General features: G+C 68.5%; 20 protein-coding genes. 13 read left to right on the top strand and 7 right to left on the bottom strand.

The genetic code is table 11. The features are described 5' to 3' along the window. The first annotated feature begins 151 nt into the window (after positions 1–151). Positions 152–943 carry a GNAT family N-acetyltransferase gene (locus FHS44_RS24480; protein WP_246435934.1) on the top strand — a complete coding sequence of 264 codons (792 nt, stop codon included), beginning with the start codon at positions 152–154 and terminating at the stop codon, positions 941–943. Beyond that, positions 940–2,046, top strand: a complete 1,107-nt coding sequence (menC, locus tag FHS44_RS24485; protein ID WP_184718530.1) for an o-succinylbenzoate synthase — start codon at positions 940–942, stop codon at positions 2,044–2,046. The genes FHS44_RS24480 and menC overlap by 4 nt, the downstream gene beginning before the upstream one ends. A 13-nt stretch (positions 2,047–2,059) precedes the next feature. Here the strand turns inward: menC and FHS44_RS24490 are convergent, their stop codons facing one another. Both FHS44_RS24490 and FHS44_RS24495 read right to left on the bottom strand, forming a co-directional pair. Continuing rightward, positions 2,060–2,398, bottom strand: coding sequence for a YidH family protein (locus tag FHS44_RS24490; protein ID WP_184718532.1), 339 nt, complete (start codon positions 2,396–2,398; stop codon positions 2,060–2,062). Between the two features lie 21 nt (positions 2,399–2,419). Continuing rightward, on the bottom strand, positions 2,420–2,953 hold the full coding sequence (locus FHS44_RS24495; RefSeq protein ID WP_184718534.1) for a GNAT family N-acetyltransferase: 534 nt from the start codon (positions 2,951–2,953) through the stop codon (positions 2,420–2,422). A 53-nt stretch (positions 2,954–3,006) separates the two neighbouring features. Here FHS44_RS24495 and FHS44_RS24500 point away from each other — a divergent pair, with 53 nt between their 5' ends. The 6 genes from FHS44_RS24500 (at position 3,007) to FHS44_RS24525 (ending at position 7,419) form a co-directional block, all read left to right on the top strand. After that, positions 3,007–3,831, top strand: a complete 825-nt coding sequence (locus tag FHS44_RS24500) for an ABC transporter ATP-binding protein (protein ID WP_184718536.1) — start codon at positions 3,007–3,009, stop codon at positions 3,829–3,831. Then, on the top strand, positions 3,828–4,652 hold the full coding sequence (locus FHS44_RS24505) for an ABC transporter permease (protein WP_184718538.1): 825 nt from the start codon (positions 3,828–3,830) through the stop codon (positions 4,650–4,652). The genes FHS44_RS24500 and FHS44_RS24505 overlap by 4 nt, the downstream gene beginning before the upstream one ends. Before the next feature lie 9 nt (positions 4,653–4,661). Then, positions 4,662–4,895: a helix-turn-helix transcriptional regulator gene (locus FHS44_RS24510; protein ID WP_184718540.1), complete on the top strand. Its 234-nt coding sequence runs from the start codon at positions 4,662–4,664 to the stop codon at positions 4,893–4,895. A 15-nt stretch (positions 4,896–4,910) separates the two neighbouring features. Beyond that, complete coding sequence (locus FHS44_RS24515; protein ID WP_184718542.1) at positions 4,911–5,444, top strand: hypothetical protein; 534 nt, start codon at positions 4,911–4,913, stop codon at positions 5,442–5,444. A gap of 67 nt (positions 5,445–5,511) precedes the next feature. Further along, a complete protein-coding gene (locus tag FHS44_RS24520; RefSeq protein WP_184718544.1) occupies positions 5,512–6,531 on the top strand; it encodes a hypothetical protein in 1,020 nt (339 codons plus the stop codon). Between the two features lie 288 nt (positions 6,532–6,819). Beyond that, positions 6,820–7,419 (top strand): DUF1707 SHOCT-like domain-containing protein, encoded by a 600-nt coding sequence (locus FHS44_RS24525; protein ID WP_184718546.1) that lies wholly within the window; start codon positions 6,820–6,822, stop codon positions 7,417–7,419. Between the two features lie 149 nt (positions 7,420–7,568). Here the strand turns inward: FHS44_RS24525 and FHS44_RS24530 are convergent, their stop codons facing one another. From FHS44_RS24530 to FHS44_RS24540, 3 genes are all read right to left on the bottom strand, one after another. Further along, a complete protein-coding gene (locus tag FHS44_RS24530) occupies positions 7,569–8,291 on the bottom strand; it encodes a GntR family transcriptional regulator (RefSeq protein WP_184718548.1) in 723 nt (240 codons plus the stop codon). A 370-nt stretch (positions 8,292–8,661) separates the two neighbouring features. Beyond that, complete coding sequence (locus tag FHS44_RS24535) at positions 8,662–8,877, bottom strand: DUF397 domain-containing protein (protein ID WP_184718550.1); 216 nt, start codon at positions 8,875–8,877, stop codon at positions 8,662–8,664. After that, positions 8,864–9,739, bottom strand: a complete 876-nt coding sequence (locus tag FHS44_RS24540) for a helix-turn-helix domain-containing protein (protein ID WP_312863796.1) — start codon at positions 9,737–9,739, stop codon at positions 8,864–8,866. The genes FHS44_RS24535 and FHS44_RS24540 overlap by 14 nt, the downstream gene beginning before the upstream one ends. Positions 9,740–10,127: 388 nt before the next feature. Between FHS44_RS24540 and FHS44_RS24545 the strand changes: the two genes are divergently transcribed. The 4 genes from FHS44_RS24545 to FHS44_RS24560 all read left to right on the top strand — a co-directional run bounded on the left by FHS44_RS24545 (position 10,128) and on the right by FHS44_RS24560 (position 12,215). Then, positions 10,128–10,277 carry a hypothetical protein gene (locus tag FHS44_RS24545; RefSeq protein ID WP_184718553.1) on the top strand — a complete coding sequence of 50 codons (150 nt, stop codon included), beginning with the start codon at positions 10,128–10,130 and terminating at the stop codon, positions 10,275–10,277. Between the two features lie 127 nt (positions 10,278–10,404). Next, the gene (locus FHS44_RS24550) at positions 10,405–10,848 is read left to right on the top strand and encodes an ATP-binding protein (protein ID WP_184718555.1); all 444 of its coding nucleotides are present in this window, start codon (positions 10,405–10,407) and stop codon (positions 10,846–10,848) included. A gap of 111 nt (positions 10,849–10,959) precedes the next feature. After that, entirely contained in the window at positions 10,960–11,223 is a 264-nt protein-coding gene (locus FHS44_RS24555) for a BldC family transcriptional regulator (RefSeq protein ID WP_184718950.1), read from the top strand. 152 nt (positions 11,224–11,375) lie between these two features. Beyond that, positions 11,376–12,215 carry a hypothetical protein gene (locus FHS44_RS24560; protein ID WP_246435936.1) on the top strand — a complete coding sequence of 280 codons (840 nt, stop codon included), beginning with the start codon at positions 11,376–11,378 and terminating at the stop codon, positions 12,213–12,215. An 8-nt stretch (positions 12,216–12,223) separates the two neighbouring features. Here the strand turns inward: FHS44_RS24560 and FHS44_RS24565 are convergent, their stop codons facing one another. Both FHS44_RS24565 and FHS44_RS24570 read right to left on the bottom strand, forming a co-directional pair. Beyond that, positions 12,224–12,538: a DUF6204 family protein gene (locus tag FHS44_RS24565; RefSeq protein WP_184718557.1), complete on the bottom strand. Its 315-nt coding sequence runs from the start codon at positions 12,536–12,538 to the stop codon at positions 12,224–12,226. Between the two features lie 18 nt (positions 12,539–12,556). Further along, on the bottom strand, positions 12,557–13,177 hold the full coding sequence (locus FHS44_RS24570; protein WP_184718559.1) for a TetR/AcrR family transcriptional regulator: 621 nt from the start codon (positions 13,175–13,177) through the stop codon (positions 12,557–12,559). Positions 13,178–13,380: 203 nt separating this feature from the next. Between FHS44_RS24570 and FHS44_RS24575 the strand changes: the two genes are divergently transcribed. After that, positions 13,381–14,160 (top strand): sulfite exporter TauE/SafE family protein, encoded by a 780-nt coding sequence (locus tag FHS44_RS24575; RefSeq protein ID WP_184718561.1) that lies wholly within the window; start codon positions 13,381–13,383, stop codon positions 14,158–14,160. Positions 14,161–14,249: the final 89 nt, after the last annotated feature.

Here is a 14,249-nt window from a genome sequence, read left to right on the forward strand (position 1 = left end):
AAGGCGGCGCTGGGCGAGGCCGTACAGCCAAACAGGTGATAAGGCCGAACGGGTGAGGTGGGTGGCGCTGAGCGGGGCCACAAAGCCGGGCGGGTGAAGTTCGGCGTGTGCGCCAACGCCCCGGCGGCCTTCCGGCAGGATGCTGTGTGCCATGGTCGAACTCCTCGCCTCGGCTCGGGCCGGGGTACGTCTCCTTTCCCTGCACGGCACCGCCGACCTGCGGCGCGCCGACCGGCTGCTCCGCCAGGTCTGGGGGACCAGGCCGGGTGACGACCCGCCCATCTCCCTGGACGTGATGTGCGCGCTGGCGCACACCGGCGGCTACGTCGGCGGCGCCTTCCTCGACGGGGAACTGGTCGGGGTCGCCGCGGGGTTCCTCGCCTCAGGCGCGAGTCTGCACTCCCATGTCGCCGGGGTCGCCCCCAGGGCGCGGGGGCTCGGCGTCGGCCTGGCGCTCAAGGAGCACCAGCGCGCCTGGGCGGCCGAGCGCGGCCTCGGCTCCGTCTCCTGGACCTTCGACCCGCTGGTACGGCGCAACGCCTACTTCAACCTGGTCAAACTCGGCGCGAGGGCCGTCGAGTACCTCCCCGACTTCTACGGCCCGATGACCGACGGCATCAACGACGGCGACGTCTCCGACCGGCTGTTCGTCACCTGGCCCGTCGTCCCCGACCCGGCCTTCACGCCCGTCACGGAGGCGCCGGAGAGCGCCGTGACCGTCCTCGACGAGGCGGGAGCCGTACGGCCAGGAAACGGGGCGGCGGTGCTGCGCTGCGCGACTCCGCCGGACGTCGAGCGGCTGCGGGAGAATGAGCCCGGCGAGGCCAGGCACTGGCGGGCCGCGCTCGGCGGGGTGCTCGGTGCCGCGTTCGCCGACGGTTACCGGATCACCGGCTTCACCCGGTCCGGGTGGTATGTGCTGGCCAGAGGAGGCACGGCGTGAAACTGACAGGTGTGGAGCTGCGCAAGGTGGCGCTGCCGCTGGTCACCCCCTTCAGGACGTCCCTGGGCACCCAGACGGTGCGGGACGCCCTGCTCGTGCGGGTGGTGACCGACGAGGGCGAGGGCTGGGCGGAGTGTGTGGCCGAGGACGAGCCGACCTACTGCCCCGAATACCTTGAGGGCGCCGCCGACGTGATCCGCCGGTTCCTGCTGCCCGTGCTCTTCCCGCTCGACCTCGATCCCGCGGCCGTCGCCCCCGCGTTCGAGCACGTGCGCGCCCACCAGATGGCCAAGTCCGCCGTCGAGACGGCAGTGCTCGACGCCTGGCTGCGCGCGCGGGGCCTCTCTCTGGCCTCCTACCTCGGTGCGGTACGGCGCAGCCTGCCCGTGGGCGTCTCGGTCGGCATCGCCGAGACCGTCGACGCGCTGCTCGACACCGTGGACAGGCACCTGGCCGCCGGATACGCCAGGGTGAAGCTGAAGATCGAGCCCGGCTGGGACCTCGAACCCGTCAAGCGGGTCAGGGAGACCTTCGGCGCGGGCGTGATGCTGACCGTGGACGCCAACACCGCCTACGAGGCCGCCGACATCCCCCATCTGACGAAGCTCGACGCCTACGGCCTCGCGATGATCGAGCAGCCCTTCGCCCCCGGTGACCTGCACACCCACGCCCGGTTCGCGGCCAGGTCGAGCACCCCGGTCTGCCTGGACGAGAGCATCACCTCCGCGCGTGACGCGGCGGCGGCGATCAGGATGGACGCCTGCTCGATCATCAACATCAAGCCGGGCCGGGTCGGCGGCTATCTGGAGGCGCGGCGCATCCACGACGTGGCCCGCGCCAACGGGCTGCCCGTGTGGTGCGGCGGCATGCTGGAGACGGGCCTCGGCAGGGCCGCGAACCTGGCGCTGGCCGCGCTGCCCGGCTTCACGCTGCCCGGCGACATCTCGGCGACCGCGCGCTACTACGAGCGTGACGTCACGGCGCCGTTCGTCCTGGCCGGGGGAGAGATGGCCGTGCCCTCAGGGCCGGGGATCGGCATCACCCCTGACCCCGAGGACCTGGACGCGCTGACCACCGCCACCGAGTGGATCTCCGCCCCCTGAGCCTCGTCGCCGGTCAGAGGAACAGCAGGACGGAGATGAGGACGAGGAGGGTGGCCACCGCCACGGTCACGACGGCGCCGAACCTGGCGGGCGCGAAGCTGTCACGCAGGAGTTGCCGTCTGACCGTGTTGTAGCGCAGCGTGCCGTACACGATCAGGGTCAGCCCCGCCCCCAGCAGGACGAGACCGGAGAACGCGGCGTGCATGCCCCTGCCGGGGGCGAACTTGATGACGGCGACGCCCAGCGCCGCCATGCTGAGCCCGGTCCGCAGCCACGCCAGGTAGGTGCGCTCGTTGGCCAGGTGATCCGTGGCACGGTCCCCGGCCTGGGCCTCCGTCTCGTCACCGTCCATCCACCAACGGTAACCGGGGGCCTACCAGACGTCGCCGTCGCGCCAGTCGCAGGTCAGCGTGCCCGACAGCGTGAGCGGGGCCGTCACGGTGAGGACGTGGACCCCCTCGTCCTCCTCCTCGGTGCGCACGGTGCCGTCCGGGGTGAGCGCGAACGTCTCCCCCTGCCACTGCCGCCAGCCGCGCCCCCGGTAGAAGGGCACGGCCTCGTCGGAGGCGCTGAGCGCGCCGAGGTCGTAGGCGCCACGGATGACCCGTTCGAGCGCGTCCATCATGGCGGCGGCGTATCCCCTGCGCCGCAGGTCGGCGCGGACCCCGACGGCCTCGACGTAGCCCGCGCGCAGCGCCCTGCCCCCGTGCAGCATCCGCCGCTGGGTCACCGCGGCGTGCCCGACCAGCTCCGCCCCCCGCCACGCCAGGGCGTGCACCCCGCCCAGGGAGTGCTCCCAGTCGTCGTCGCTCAGGTCTCCTTCGAAGACCTCGTCGAGCAGCTTTCTCGCGGTGTCGAGGGTGACGGTGTCCAGGTCCGAGGTGTGTGCGGTGCGGATGTCGATCATCCTTCCATAGTAGTGGTTGTTTCGAATGTAGTAGATGTACTACATTCGAGAGCATGGATGCTGTGGTCAACGTTCGCGGACTGCGGATGTCGTACGGCCCGCACGAGGTCCTGCGCGGGATCGACCTTGAGGTGCGGCGCGGCGAGACCGTCGCCCTGCTCGGGCCGAACGGCGCCGGCAAGACAACCACCCTGGAGGTCCTCGAAGGCTTCCGCCTCCCCTCGGCGGGCGAGGTCGAGGTGCTGGGCGTCGATCCCGCGCGGGGCGACGACGCCTGGCGGGCCAGGATCGGCGTGGTCCTGCAGAACTGGCGTGACCATCCGCGCTGGCAGGTGGAAAAGCTGCTCGGCCACGTCGCCGCGCACTACCCGAACCCGTGGCGCACCGGGGAGCTGCTCGACGCCCTCGGCCTGTCGGGGAAGGCCACCGCGAAGGTCGGACAGCTCTCCGGCGGTCAGCGCCGCAGGCTCGACGTGGCACTCGGCGTCGTCGGCAGGCCCGAGCTGCTCTTCCTCGACGAACCGACGACCGGTTTCGACCCCGAGGCGCGTCGCGAGTTCCACGACCTGGTCCGCGGGCTCGACACGACCATTCTGCTGACCACCCACGACCTCGCCGAGGCCGAACGGCTCGCGGACCGCATCACCGTGCTCGTCGAGGGCCACGTCGCGGTCTCCGGCACCCCCGCCGAGCTGGCGGCCGCCGTACGGGCACCGTCTCGGGTGCGCTGGCGGGGCGGGTGCGAGCTGACCGACGACCCGTCGCGGCTCGCCTGGGAGCTCCACCAGAGGTACGGCGGGCCCGTCCCCGACCTGGAGATCCGGCGCCCGACGCTGGAGGAGAGCTACCTCAGCCTGATCGACAGGAGCGCGGCGTGAACGGCACGTTGAGCCTCGGGGTCCGCAGAGGACTGATCGAGCAGGGCACGCTCCTGCGCGACAGGAAGGAGGCGATCGGCCAGCTCGTCGGCGGGGTCGGCGTCTTCCTGCTGCTCGCGCTCTGGATGGGCGGCAACCCGGCCGGGGGCGGGGTCAGCATGGCGACGTTCATGGCGGTCGGCTTCACGGCGTTCATCGTGTTCTCGACGGGGGTGAACTCGCTGCCGCTGCTGATCGCGGCCGACCGGGAGGAGGGCGCGCTGCTCAGGCTGCGGGCGCTGCCGCGCGGCATCCCGGTCTACGTGACGGGCCGGGCGGTCTCGGTGCTGTGTCAGATCCTGCTGCAGGTGGCGGTGATGCTGCTGGCGGGCGTGCTCGTCGCGGGCGTCAGGCCCCCGGCCTCCCCGCAGGCGTGGCTCACCTTCGGCTGGGCCCTCGTGCTCGGGGCGCTGTCCGTGGTGCCCATCGGGGCCGCGCTCGGCGCGATGATGTCGAACCCCAAGAGCGCGGCGCTGGTGCTCGGGCTGCCGTCCATGGTGCTGATGCTGATCTCCGGGGTGATGATCCCGGTGCGGATGCTGCCCGAGGTGGTCGGCAGGATCGCCCAGGTCTTCCCGCTCTACTGGGAGGGACACGCCCTGCGGGCCGCGTTCCTGCCGCAGAGCGCGGCGGCGGCCGAGCTGGGCGGAACCTGGCAGCTCGGGACCGCCGCGACGGTGATGGGAGTCTGGACGATCGCCGGTATGGTTCTGGCACCCTGGCTGCTGCGCAAGGTCACCCGCGAGGAGTCCGGGACCCGGCAGGCCGAGCGGCGGATATGAGGCTCCCCAATGTCCAGCGAGATCGTCTACAACCGCATCTCGATGCTGCGTGCCGAACGCGGGATCTCCCGCAAGGACCTGGCGACGGCCCTGGGTGTGCACTACCAGACGGTCGGCTACCTGGAACGCGGCGAGTACAGCCCCAGCCTGTTCCTCGCGTTGCGGATCGCCGAGTACTTCGAGGTGCCGGTGGAGGTCGTGTTCTCACTGACCCCCTTCGCCCGGCTGGGCAGCGGGTCATGAGGAGGTGGAGGACCGATGCGTGACTGGATCGACCGTCGTGTCCGCAGGCGTCTGGACGTCATCGAGAACAGTCCGGCCTGCCGCGTCTGGACGGGCAGGCGCAACCGCAGACTGCTCGTGCTCGCCGGAGGCGCGGCCCTGCTGATGCTCTGGGCGGGCCTGGCGGTCATCGTCAGGTTCGCGCCGAGCGACCTGGCCCGCGACGCCTACCTGTCCATGGGCGCGGTCGCCATGACGGTCCTGGTCCTGGTGTACGGCTGGCTCACCCTCGCCACCAGGGGCGTCACCGCCGTACCCGCCCAGTATCTCGACGAACGGCAGCGCGGCGAGCAGCACCGGGCCTACGCGGGCGCGCACAGCCTCACCACGGTCGTGCTGGTCCTGCTGGCGGTCCTGGCCGCCCTGTGGAGCATGGGAGACCGGCTCACCCTGAACGTGCCGACCGCCCTTCTCCTTCCCCTGGCCTTCACCCTGCTCGCCACCCACTACACCCTGCCGCTCCTCCTGGAGTCCTGGCGCCTGCCGGACCCGCCTCCGGACGAGGACTGACCTTCGCTGTGCGCCCTCTCAGGGGGGCTCAGCGTCCTCACAGGGGCATCCGCATACGGTGCGGATCATGACAAATGCGAGTCCCTACGCGGCTTTCGGCTGGGCGGTGGCCTACGGAGGGTTCGGCCTGGTCACGGCGCTGACCGGGACCGCGATCTTCTACCGGACCGCGCAGCCGTTGCCGGTCGGCCTGAACTGGGCCGCCGTGGCCGTGGCCGTCCTCGCGGCGATGACGACCCTGGCCGTGGCCCGGGGACCGCGGATTCCCCGATCCGTTGTTCTCGCCACGCTGGTCGGCCTGTGCGCGCTGAGCGGCGTGGCCGCGTTCGGCCTGCTGATGGACGTGATCACCTTCGTCTTCGGCCAGACCGTCGACAGTTGGATGGGAACCGCGAACCGGGCACTCGCCGCGATCGGCGTGGTGGCGCTCGCCGCCACGACCCTCTCCTACCGCTCCGCCACGTCCGGCGCCTGTCCGCGGTGCGGTGCCGTACACACCTCCTCGACCGTGCGGAGCAGGCCGGAGCCCGCGCCCGCCCCCCGGCGTGTCCGCGCGGTGGCCTACGTGGGCGCCGCGGCCTTCCTGCCGTACGCGGTCATGAAGACGATCTGGGTGCTCGGCGGGACCTTCGCGGGGATCACCGGGGAGGACATGGTGGCGATGCACGAACGCAACGGCGCCTCGGAACTGTGGCTCACCCTGGACCGCTGGGGCATCGACCCCACGGCGCTGCTGGCGACGCTCGGGGTGTTCCTCATCCTCGGCCTGGTGCGACCCTGGGGCCAGGTCTTCCCCCGCTGGACGCTCACCCTGAGCGGCAGACGGGTGCCCCGATGGCTACCGCTCACCCCCGCGATGATCGGCGCCGGCACACTCGCCCCCTACGGCGTGGCCGGAGTGGTCTACGCCGCCCTCGGCACGGCGGGCGCGATCCCCATCTCCAGGGGAGACTTCCCCACCGTGGGCGACGCCCTCCTGGTCACCTGGTTCGGCCTAGGAGCCTTCGCCACGTACGGCCTGGCCCTAGCCCTCGCCACCTGGTCCTACTGGCGCCGCACCCAACCCACCTGCACGGTCTCCGGGTGAAGGATCTCCGCTCGCTTGGCGGCCTCGGTCTTCGAGATCCATGTCCCGGATGGCTCGTGTGTACTCGGGGTGCTCCTCGATCTCAGCTTCCAGAAGCCGCTTGGTCCTCAGCGCCTTCCACATGCTGTGCCCGGCCATCATGACCTCCTGTCGAATCTGCCGTTTCCGTTGCTCATGGTGACGGGGTTGGAGCGGGTTCCGCGGGGGTTCTGCGGACCTGGCGGTGTGAGTCGTGGGCCGGTCGGTGGAGAGCGGTGATTGCCCTGTTTTCTCCGTATCATCGGCTGTATGACCGGCGAGCTTCCTGAACCCGTCAACCGCAACGAGTTGCGTGTCTCCCACGCCGAACGTGAGGCGGTGGTGGAGAGGCTGAGCAAGGCGGCGGCCGAAGGAAGGCTCGACCTCGCCGAGCTGGACGCGCGGCTCGACCGGGCGCTGACCGCCAGGACCTACGCCGATCTGGCGCCCCTCACGGCGGACCTTCCCTCCGAGGTTCTCCCGGCGCCGAAACAGTCGCTGGTCGTCAAGGGAGGTCTCAGCGGTGCGACCCGCGACGGATACTGGCAGGTGCCCGCGAAGATCGTGGCCTACGGCGGCACGGGCGGCGTCAAACTCGACTTCACCCAGGTCGACTGCCACCTGCCCGAGATCGAGCTGGAGGTGCACGGTGACACGGGCGGAGTCACGGTCGTCATCCCCGACGGCTGGGTCGCGGAGACCAGCGAGGTGGAGCCCGGCCTCGGCGGCCTGAAGGACAAGGTCACCCCGGCCCGGCTCCCTGGAACACCACTGATCCGCGTCAGCGGCAACGGCGGCCTGGGCGGCGTGGTCGTCCGCCACCCCAGCAACTGGGAACGCCGCAAGCTGAGGCGCAGCCAGCAACGGTGAGCCACGGGGCCCGGCCTTTCCGTAGTACGTCGGCGAAAGCATGAGCCATCTCATTGGCGCCGGGCAGCCACGCTCGCTGATCATCTCCTTACAGCGGCGTCCACTGTTCAGGATGTACGGCTGTCGCGCGAAGTGCGTGGGTCAACGGCCTACACGGTGTACTCGTATCCGATCGTGACCCGGGTGGGCATGACCGCTTCGCCGTACTCGATGAGGCCTTGCTCGTCGCTCCATTCGTGAACCAGGGCAAGCACTGCCGTACCGATCGGGAGTCCGAGCGCGCTGGCCTCTCGTTCGTCTGCCGTACGGCCATGCATCGAGTCCCGGCCGAATTTGACCTCTCGTCCGGTGGCTTCCTTGATGCGGGCGATGGCGTCGTCGCCCTTGACGGGAGAGGTGGACAGTAGCTCGGGCACGCTGGCGCCGAAGTGCGCGGGATGCCAGGTGACCGTGAGGGCCAGACGCCGTGTTCCTCTACCGGTGATGTACTCCCGACGAAGAAGCTGGTCTCCCTCGTCGAGGTCGAACAACTCCGCTACGTAGAGGGGCGGACGTACAAGCCCGGCATATGTGACCTTCTTCGTCTCGCCGCTGGCGAGGGTGGAACCGGTGCGCTGCACTCTGATGAGGCGGTCGTGTGGGGTGGGCGCGACAGACGGACTGTCCGCCACGAAGGTTCCGCGAGGACTGGTCCGGATGTAGCCCTCCTCTGCCAGCCAGGTGAGTGCGTTGCGAACGGTGGCGGTTGCCACCTTCCACTGATCTGCCAGCTCCTTGATGGACGGCAGGCGCTGCCCCTCCGCGAGATCCCCGTCACGGATCCGCACGCGGATGTCTTCGGCGATCCTTCTGTAAGAGGGATCGGTAATCATGTGGTCACTCTCTCACGAGAGGGCCAAGCTGTTCGGTCAGACAGTAGACCTTGTCTGATCGTGCATTACATGGTGGTAGTTGTTGCGCCCTGGGGGCTGAGATGGATTTCTGTTCCGTGTCATGGTTCGGTATGGCATGAGACGTAGCGCGATAGGTGGCCGAAATCCGTACATGCGCCAGTGGATTGAAACGCGAAGTGGAAAACGCGATGGAAGAGAAACGAAAGAATATTCAGTGCTGTGGTGGCTGTTCCCGATGGTCGTTTTGCGACGATGCAAATGCGGCGCGGCAAATGCGCCACACTTGAGAAGCGGAGCCTCTGTCACCGAGACGGAGGCTCCAAAAGCGAGGTTTGTATTCGTGGTGAGATCACGCAGGGGGAAGGTCAAACCCTCCACGCTTGATGCCTTCAGTGAAGGCGGTCCATCCTGCGGACGTGAAGGTCAGTGCCGGTCCACCGCGATCCTTGCTGTCCCGGACGGCCACGAGTCCAGGAAGGTTGGTGGCGACTTCCACGCACTGGCCGTTGCCCTGACTGCGACTACTCACACGCCATTCGGCGCCGGACAGGTCAAGATCTATCATGCCTGCCCTCCTTCCAATTCTCTTGGGCTGTGGCCAATAGAGCACGTGTTGCATCCGGGCCAGCGGCTACAGCCCGGAGATGCTCAAACAACATGCTATAGTGCGAAATATCTTGCTCGCCCTCCAAAAATAGATCGCTTGAGCTGCCTTCCATATAGACAACGTCGTGGCCTTCGCCAGGAAACTCAAGCAGTACGAACGCGCCGTGCATTCCGGGATAGGCTCCGGCGCTTCGAGGGATCACCTGGATGGTGATGTTCGGCTCGTCGGCTGCTTCGCGCAGCTTGGCCAGCTGATCATGCATGACCTGGCGTCCGCCGACTTCACGAAGCAAGGCTGATTCGTCGATCACGGCCCACAGTTTGAGTGGGGTGGGGCGAGTGAGCAGGCGCTGTCGCTCCAGTCGGGCGGAGACTCGGCTTTCGACTTCGTCGCGCGATACATCGGGAACGGTTCCCTTGATCATGGCTCGTGCGTAGTTCTCGGTCTGCAGCAGGCCGGGTATGGCCAGGATTTCGTAGTTTCGGACTCCTTCGGCTTCAGACTCGAACCCGATATGGGTCGCGTATTGGCTCGGCAGAGATGCTGTCGGCTGAAGCCATGTCTGTTCCGCTGCCGCCTTGAGCAGCGCAGTTAGCTCGTTTCGATCTTGATCTGAGGCTCTGTAGGCATCGAGGAGGGCTCGAAGGCTTCGTGCTTGAGGCCTGACCTTCGCTCCCTCGATGCGGAACAGCGTCGCTCGGTCGAGTCCGGTCAGGTCTGCCACTTCCACAGGTGACAGGCCTGCGGCTTCCCGTAGTTCCCGCAGCTTGGCTGCGAAGCGTCGCAGTCGCAGCGTTGGGGCCTTGTTGCGTCCTGGCACGAGCCCAGGGTATCGGTGCCAACGACAAGTTGATAATGCGACGTTGCATCTGCGACTCCACAGGTGCATCATGGCATGCAGTCAGCCTGACGGATCCTTACGGGTTCGGGCGGGCGAACGGCTGATCTGGTGTGGCTTTTGGTGATCACTAGAAGGAATGCCCCGGCTCTGCAAGCGACTGCTAGCCGAAGCCGGGACACATACCGGAGGTGTGGCTATGGCCAACTTCAGGAGCACCCACGGCGCACGGAGAGCAGGAGGCGACCAGGAGCGAAAAAAAGAGACTGACGACCAGAAGCATCGGTTCATTCATCTGATGCGGCTGGCCTGGGATCTGCGTGAGTTGGGGCTGAGGGTTTCGGTGGAGCTTTCGCGGTGGGAGCCCTGTTTGGTCGTGTACCGGGCGGCGGGGCCGTTGCGGGTTACGGCGGCGCGGAGGGACGACAGGTGGGTGTTCGCCTGGGGGCGGGGGCGCGACTGCTGGGGACCCGCGCTGGACACGGAGGTCGCGCACCGGATCAGGCAGGTGGCGCGGTGAAGGTCGTCAACCCGGGGGTGAAGCGTCAGCCGAGAAGAGAGATGTGCTGGGCCGCGGCCGGTCGTCGGAGGGACGCGGCGAGACTCTGGAGGGCGGCTTCGTGAGTGGAGCGATGGAGGCGCTTGCGGTGATTCTCATCCAGGCGCGGTGGCGTGACCCTCGGCTGAAGTTCCTGAGCAGCCGCTTCCTGGTGGGCGTCCCCGAGTCCGTGAAGGAGGCCCGCGAGTGGGTGACGGAGCGGCTGTGCGAGGCCAGGGACATTCCCGCCGAACTGCTCGACGACGTCAGGCTCCTGACCAGTGAGCTGGTGACCAACGCGATCACCCACACCCATTCCCGGGGTGGCGTGGTGCTGGTACGGCTCGGCGTCAACCAACCCGGGGAGCCTCTCCTGGTGCACGTGGAGGTGGTGGACGCCGGGCCGGTCGAGGGTTCGTGCCCTCAGGTGTTGTCCTGCGCGTCCGACAGCGAGAACGGCCGAGGCCTGTTCCTGCTGGACCACCTCGCCACGCGGTGGGGAGTTGCCCAGGCACACCCCGGAACCGCCATCTGGGCCCAACTCCACGCGTGACGCGTGGATCGGTCCACTTCTCCATTCCTCTTCCGTACGGCCCGCGCGGACCCCACCGCTCTGCGGGCCGTACGGGCCTCTCATTCCAGGAGACCTTCCGTGCCCATGAACATGGACATCAGCTCTGACGACACCTTCACCGACAAGGCCGGTGACACCGAACGACTGCTCACCCCCGGGGAGGTCGCCCGGCTGTTCGGGGTGGACCCCAAGACCGTCAACCGGTGGGCGCTGCGCGGCCAGATCGCCTCCGTCCGCACTCCCAGTGGCCACCGCCGCTACCGCGTGGGGGACGTCCGAGCGCTGCTCCACGGATCGGAGAGCGGTGTCCAAGCCCACTCAACCGCCGAACCACCCACGATGGACTGCCTCTGAACCGCGCGTAGGGGATTCATCCAGTGGGCGTCAGCCACGAACGAAACTCTCGGGAACCATGAGCGGGTCACCTCCACGAAGCTTGTCTTCGGTTGCTCGTCCCATGATGATCAAATTTCCAGGTATGTGGGGCGTCATCGGGAGGTTTGTGGATGACGGTTGAGTGGGCCAGGGAGGAGGCGTTCGCGGCGCTCAGGGGGTGTTTGCTGCGGGTGGGGGCGCTGACGGACGGGGCCTGCATCGTCGATGTCGTTGCGGAGCCGTACGGCATGCTGGTGGTTTTCCGCTGGAAGAAGGATCCGAACACCTACGCCGTCGAGATCGCGTTTCCCGCAGGACGGGTGGCTTCCGTGATCGGCGAACCGGTGACCTCGCCGGATGAATGGGCGGCGGATGTCGGCTACCGTCTCGCCGAGGACCTCGTGACCGGGCTGGTCCGCCGAGGCCGTCGGACGGTCCGGGACGGTTACGTCGTGCTGGACGATCGCGGAGCCCCGGACATCGGGCCTGAGGGGTTCTCCGTCAGTGAGGTCCCGCTCGTGACCTTGGAGCCGAGATGGAGGCGCGAGCGGGGGATCCGTTTCACGCGGAGGCTGACGGTGGTTCCCGTGACCCTCTCCGAGGCCGGTTCCTGGCTGGCGGAGGCGGGGATGGACGTGACCGTTCCCCGGAGACTGGTCGCCGAGGGCAGGCTCGTCTGCTGGTTGCAGGCGCGGGCTGACGGCGAAGGGGAAGAGCCCGCAGTCGGTCAGGCCGTCGCCTCCTGGGAGGACACGCGGCACGCCGTCGTCCGCCTGGAACTGATACATGTCCAGCCGGGCATTCCCGAGGAGATGCGTGCCGCGTTGGTGCGCGTCGTGGTCCACGAGGCGGCCGAGGTGGGTGCCCTGCGCGTGGTCACCGACGTTCCCGGCCTCCACGAACTGGGGTTCCGGCCCGTGGACGGTGGTGGTTCTGTGTTGTCCACCATCGTCGTCGAGCGAGAACCGTAGGAGGATGGTCAGCGGCGGCGGATTTTTATGTCTCGCATGTCGGTGGACGAGGCTGACAGGTCGCCGTGGCCGTACTCGCCGAGTCTGCTTCTCGCCGCCGCCAGGGCCAGTTCGACGGCCTCGGGTTCGCCCTTCTCGTCGGGGACCGTGATGACGTAGCGGAAGGTGAACGGGCCGAGGGCGGCGTCGTAGGCGAAGCCGCCCTGTGCGCTGAAGCCGTTGAGCAGCACGTCGTGGTCGGCCAGTTTCGCGGTCAGTTCGCGCCTCTGCTCGTCGGTGAGGTCGGTGAACCTGCCTTTGATGGTCACCCGGTAGTCGTGCATCAGTCCTTCTTCCGTGTGTCAGGTGCGGCCCAGGGTGTCGAGGGCGGCCCAGGAGTCGAGCAGGAGGGTGACGGCGTCGAGCGTCGTGTGGTCGCCGACGTCGTCGGGGGTGAGCAGTCCCTGCACGAGCAGGCCGTCCTCAAGGGCATGGATGATCATGGAGAGCAGGTTCGGATCGGCGGGGGGCCGGGCTTCCCTGCGGGCGAGCTCCCGCCGTACGCCGTCGGTGATCGCCTCCCTGGCGAGCAGCTCCCGCTCGGCGAGCAGCGGCCGGATCTCCGGGTTGCGCAACGCGTAGAGGAGGAGCTCAAGGCGCAGTGCCAGCCAGCCCTCCCGGTGCTCGGCGCGGTCGCGGTGCCAGGCGCGCAGCAGGTCCGTCAGGTGCGCGGACGAGGTGGCCTGCCCGCACAGCTCGATGATCTCCTCACGCTCCCGCTCGGTGCGCCTGGTGAGCAGTTCGACGACCAGTTCGTGCTTGCCGTCGAAGTTGCCGTAGAAGGCTCCCCGGGAGTAGCCCGCCCGCTCGGCGATCTGCTCGATGGAGGCGCCGTTGACCCCGCGCTCGGCGAACAGCTCCGAGGCGGAGGCCAGCAGCTTGCGCCGGGTCTCCTCACGGCTCTGCTCCCTGGACAGCCGCATTCATACACCTCCGTATTCAGATACAGGATTGTATCTGAATAAGCGCACCGTACGGCCGAGGTGAGGTTGCCCGGTCGGGCGAGCCCCTCGGTAGTGGCCCGCCCGCTCGGCACCCCTGGTGCGTCGGCCCGGTTCATGCGAGTGGTATACCAAGTATCCAATGTATGCAATAAACCGCCACGCCCCCCGTGGAAGGACCCCCTATGACCATCGCCGAAGCCCTCCTGGTGACCGTGGCGGGGCTGCTCGCCGGGGCCGTGAACACGGTCGCGGGAGGCGGGACCCTCATCACCTACCCGGTGCTGCTGCTGTGCGGGCTGCCGCCCGTCTCGGCGAACATCACTTCGGCGATCGGCCTGGCACCGGGCTACGCGGGAGGCGCCTACGCCTACCGGCGCGAGCTGGGCGGCCAGCGGGCCCGTCAGCTCGCCCTCGGCCCGACCGCGATCGTCGGGGGAGTCGCCGGGGCGGCGTTGCTGCTGGTCACGCCGCCGGGGTCGTTCCAGGTCGCGGTGCCGTTCCTGGTGCTGGCCTCCTGCCTGCTGCTGCTGGCCCAGCCGGTGCTCGCCTCGGCTGTCGCCCGCCGTACAGAGCAGAGCCGTACAGGACAAGGGCAGGGGAGTGACCGGGTGACGCCGCTGGCGCACGCGGGGGTGTTCGTGGCTTCGGTCTACGGGGCCTACTTCAGTGCCGGGCTCGGGGTGCTGCTGCTCGCGGTGCTCGGCATCGTGTTCGGCGACGGCCTGCAGCGGCTCAACGGCCTGAAGAGTGCGCTGTCGCTGGTGATCGTGCTCACCGCCGTCGTGATCTACGCCGCCTCGGGGCAGGCCTCCCTCGGCCACACCCTCCTGCTGCTGGTCGCCTCCTGTCTTGGTGGTACGGCGGGCGGCGCGTTCGCCAGGAGACTCGACGCCGAGGTGCTGCGCCGTACGGTGGCGATCCTCGGCACGGTCCTGGCGGTGGTGCTGTTCCTGAAGGGGTAGAGGGCAAAGACCCGTCCATGAGACAGCACCGGGACGGGCGAGGTTTCCCCGGCGTCGGTACGCGTCACCGTCCGAGGGGCAGCAGATTC

This window comes from Streptosporangium saharense (assembly GCF_014203715.1).
In the GTDB taxonomy this organism is placed as follows: Bacteria; Actinomycetota; Actinomycetes; order Streptosporangiales; family Streptosporangiaceae; genus Streptosporangium; species Streptosporangium saharense.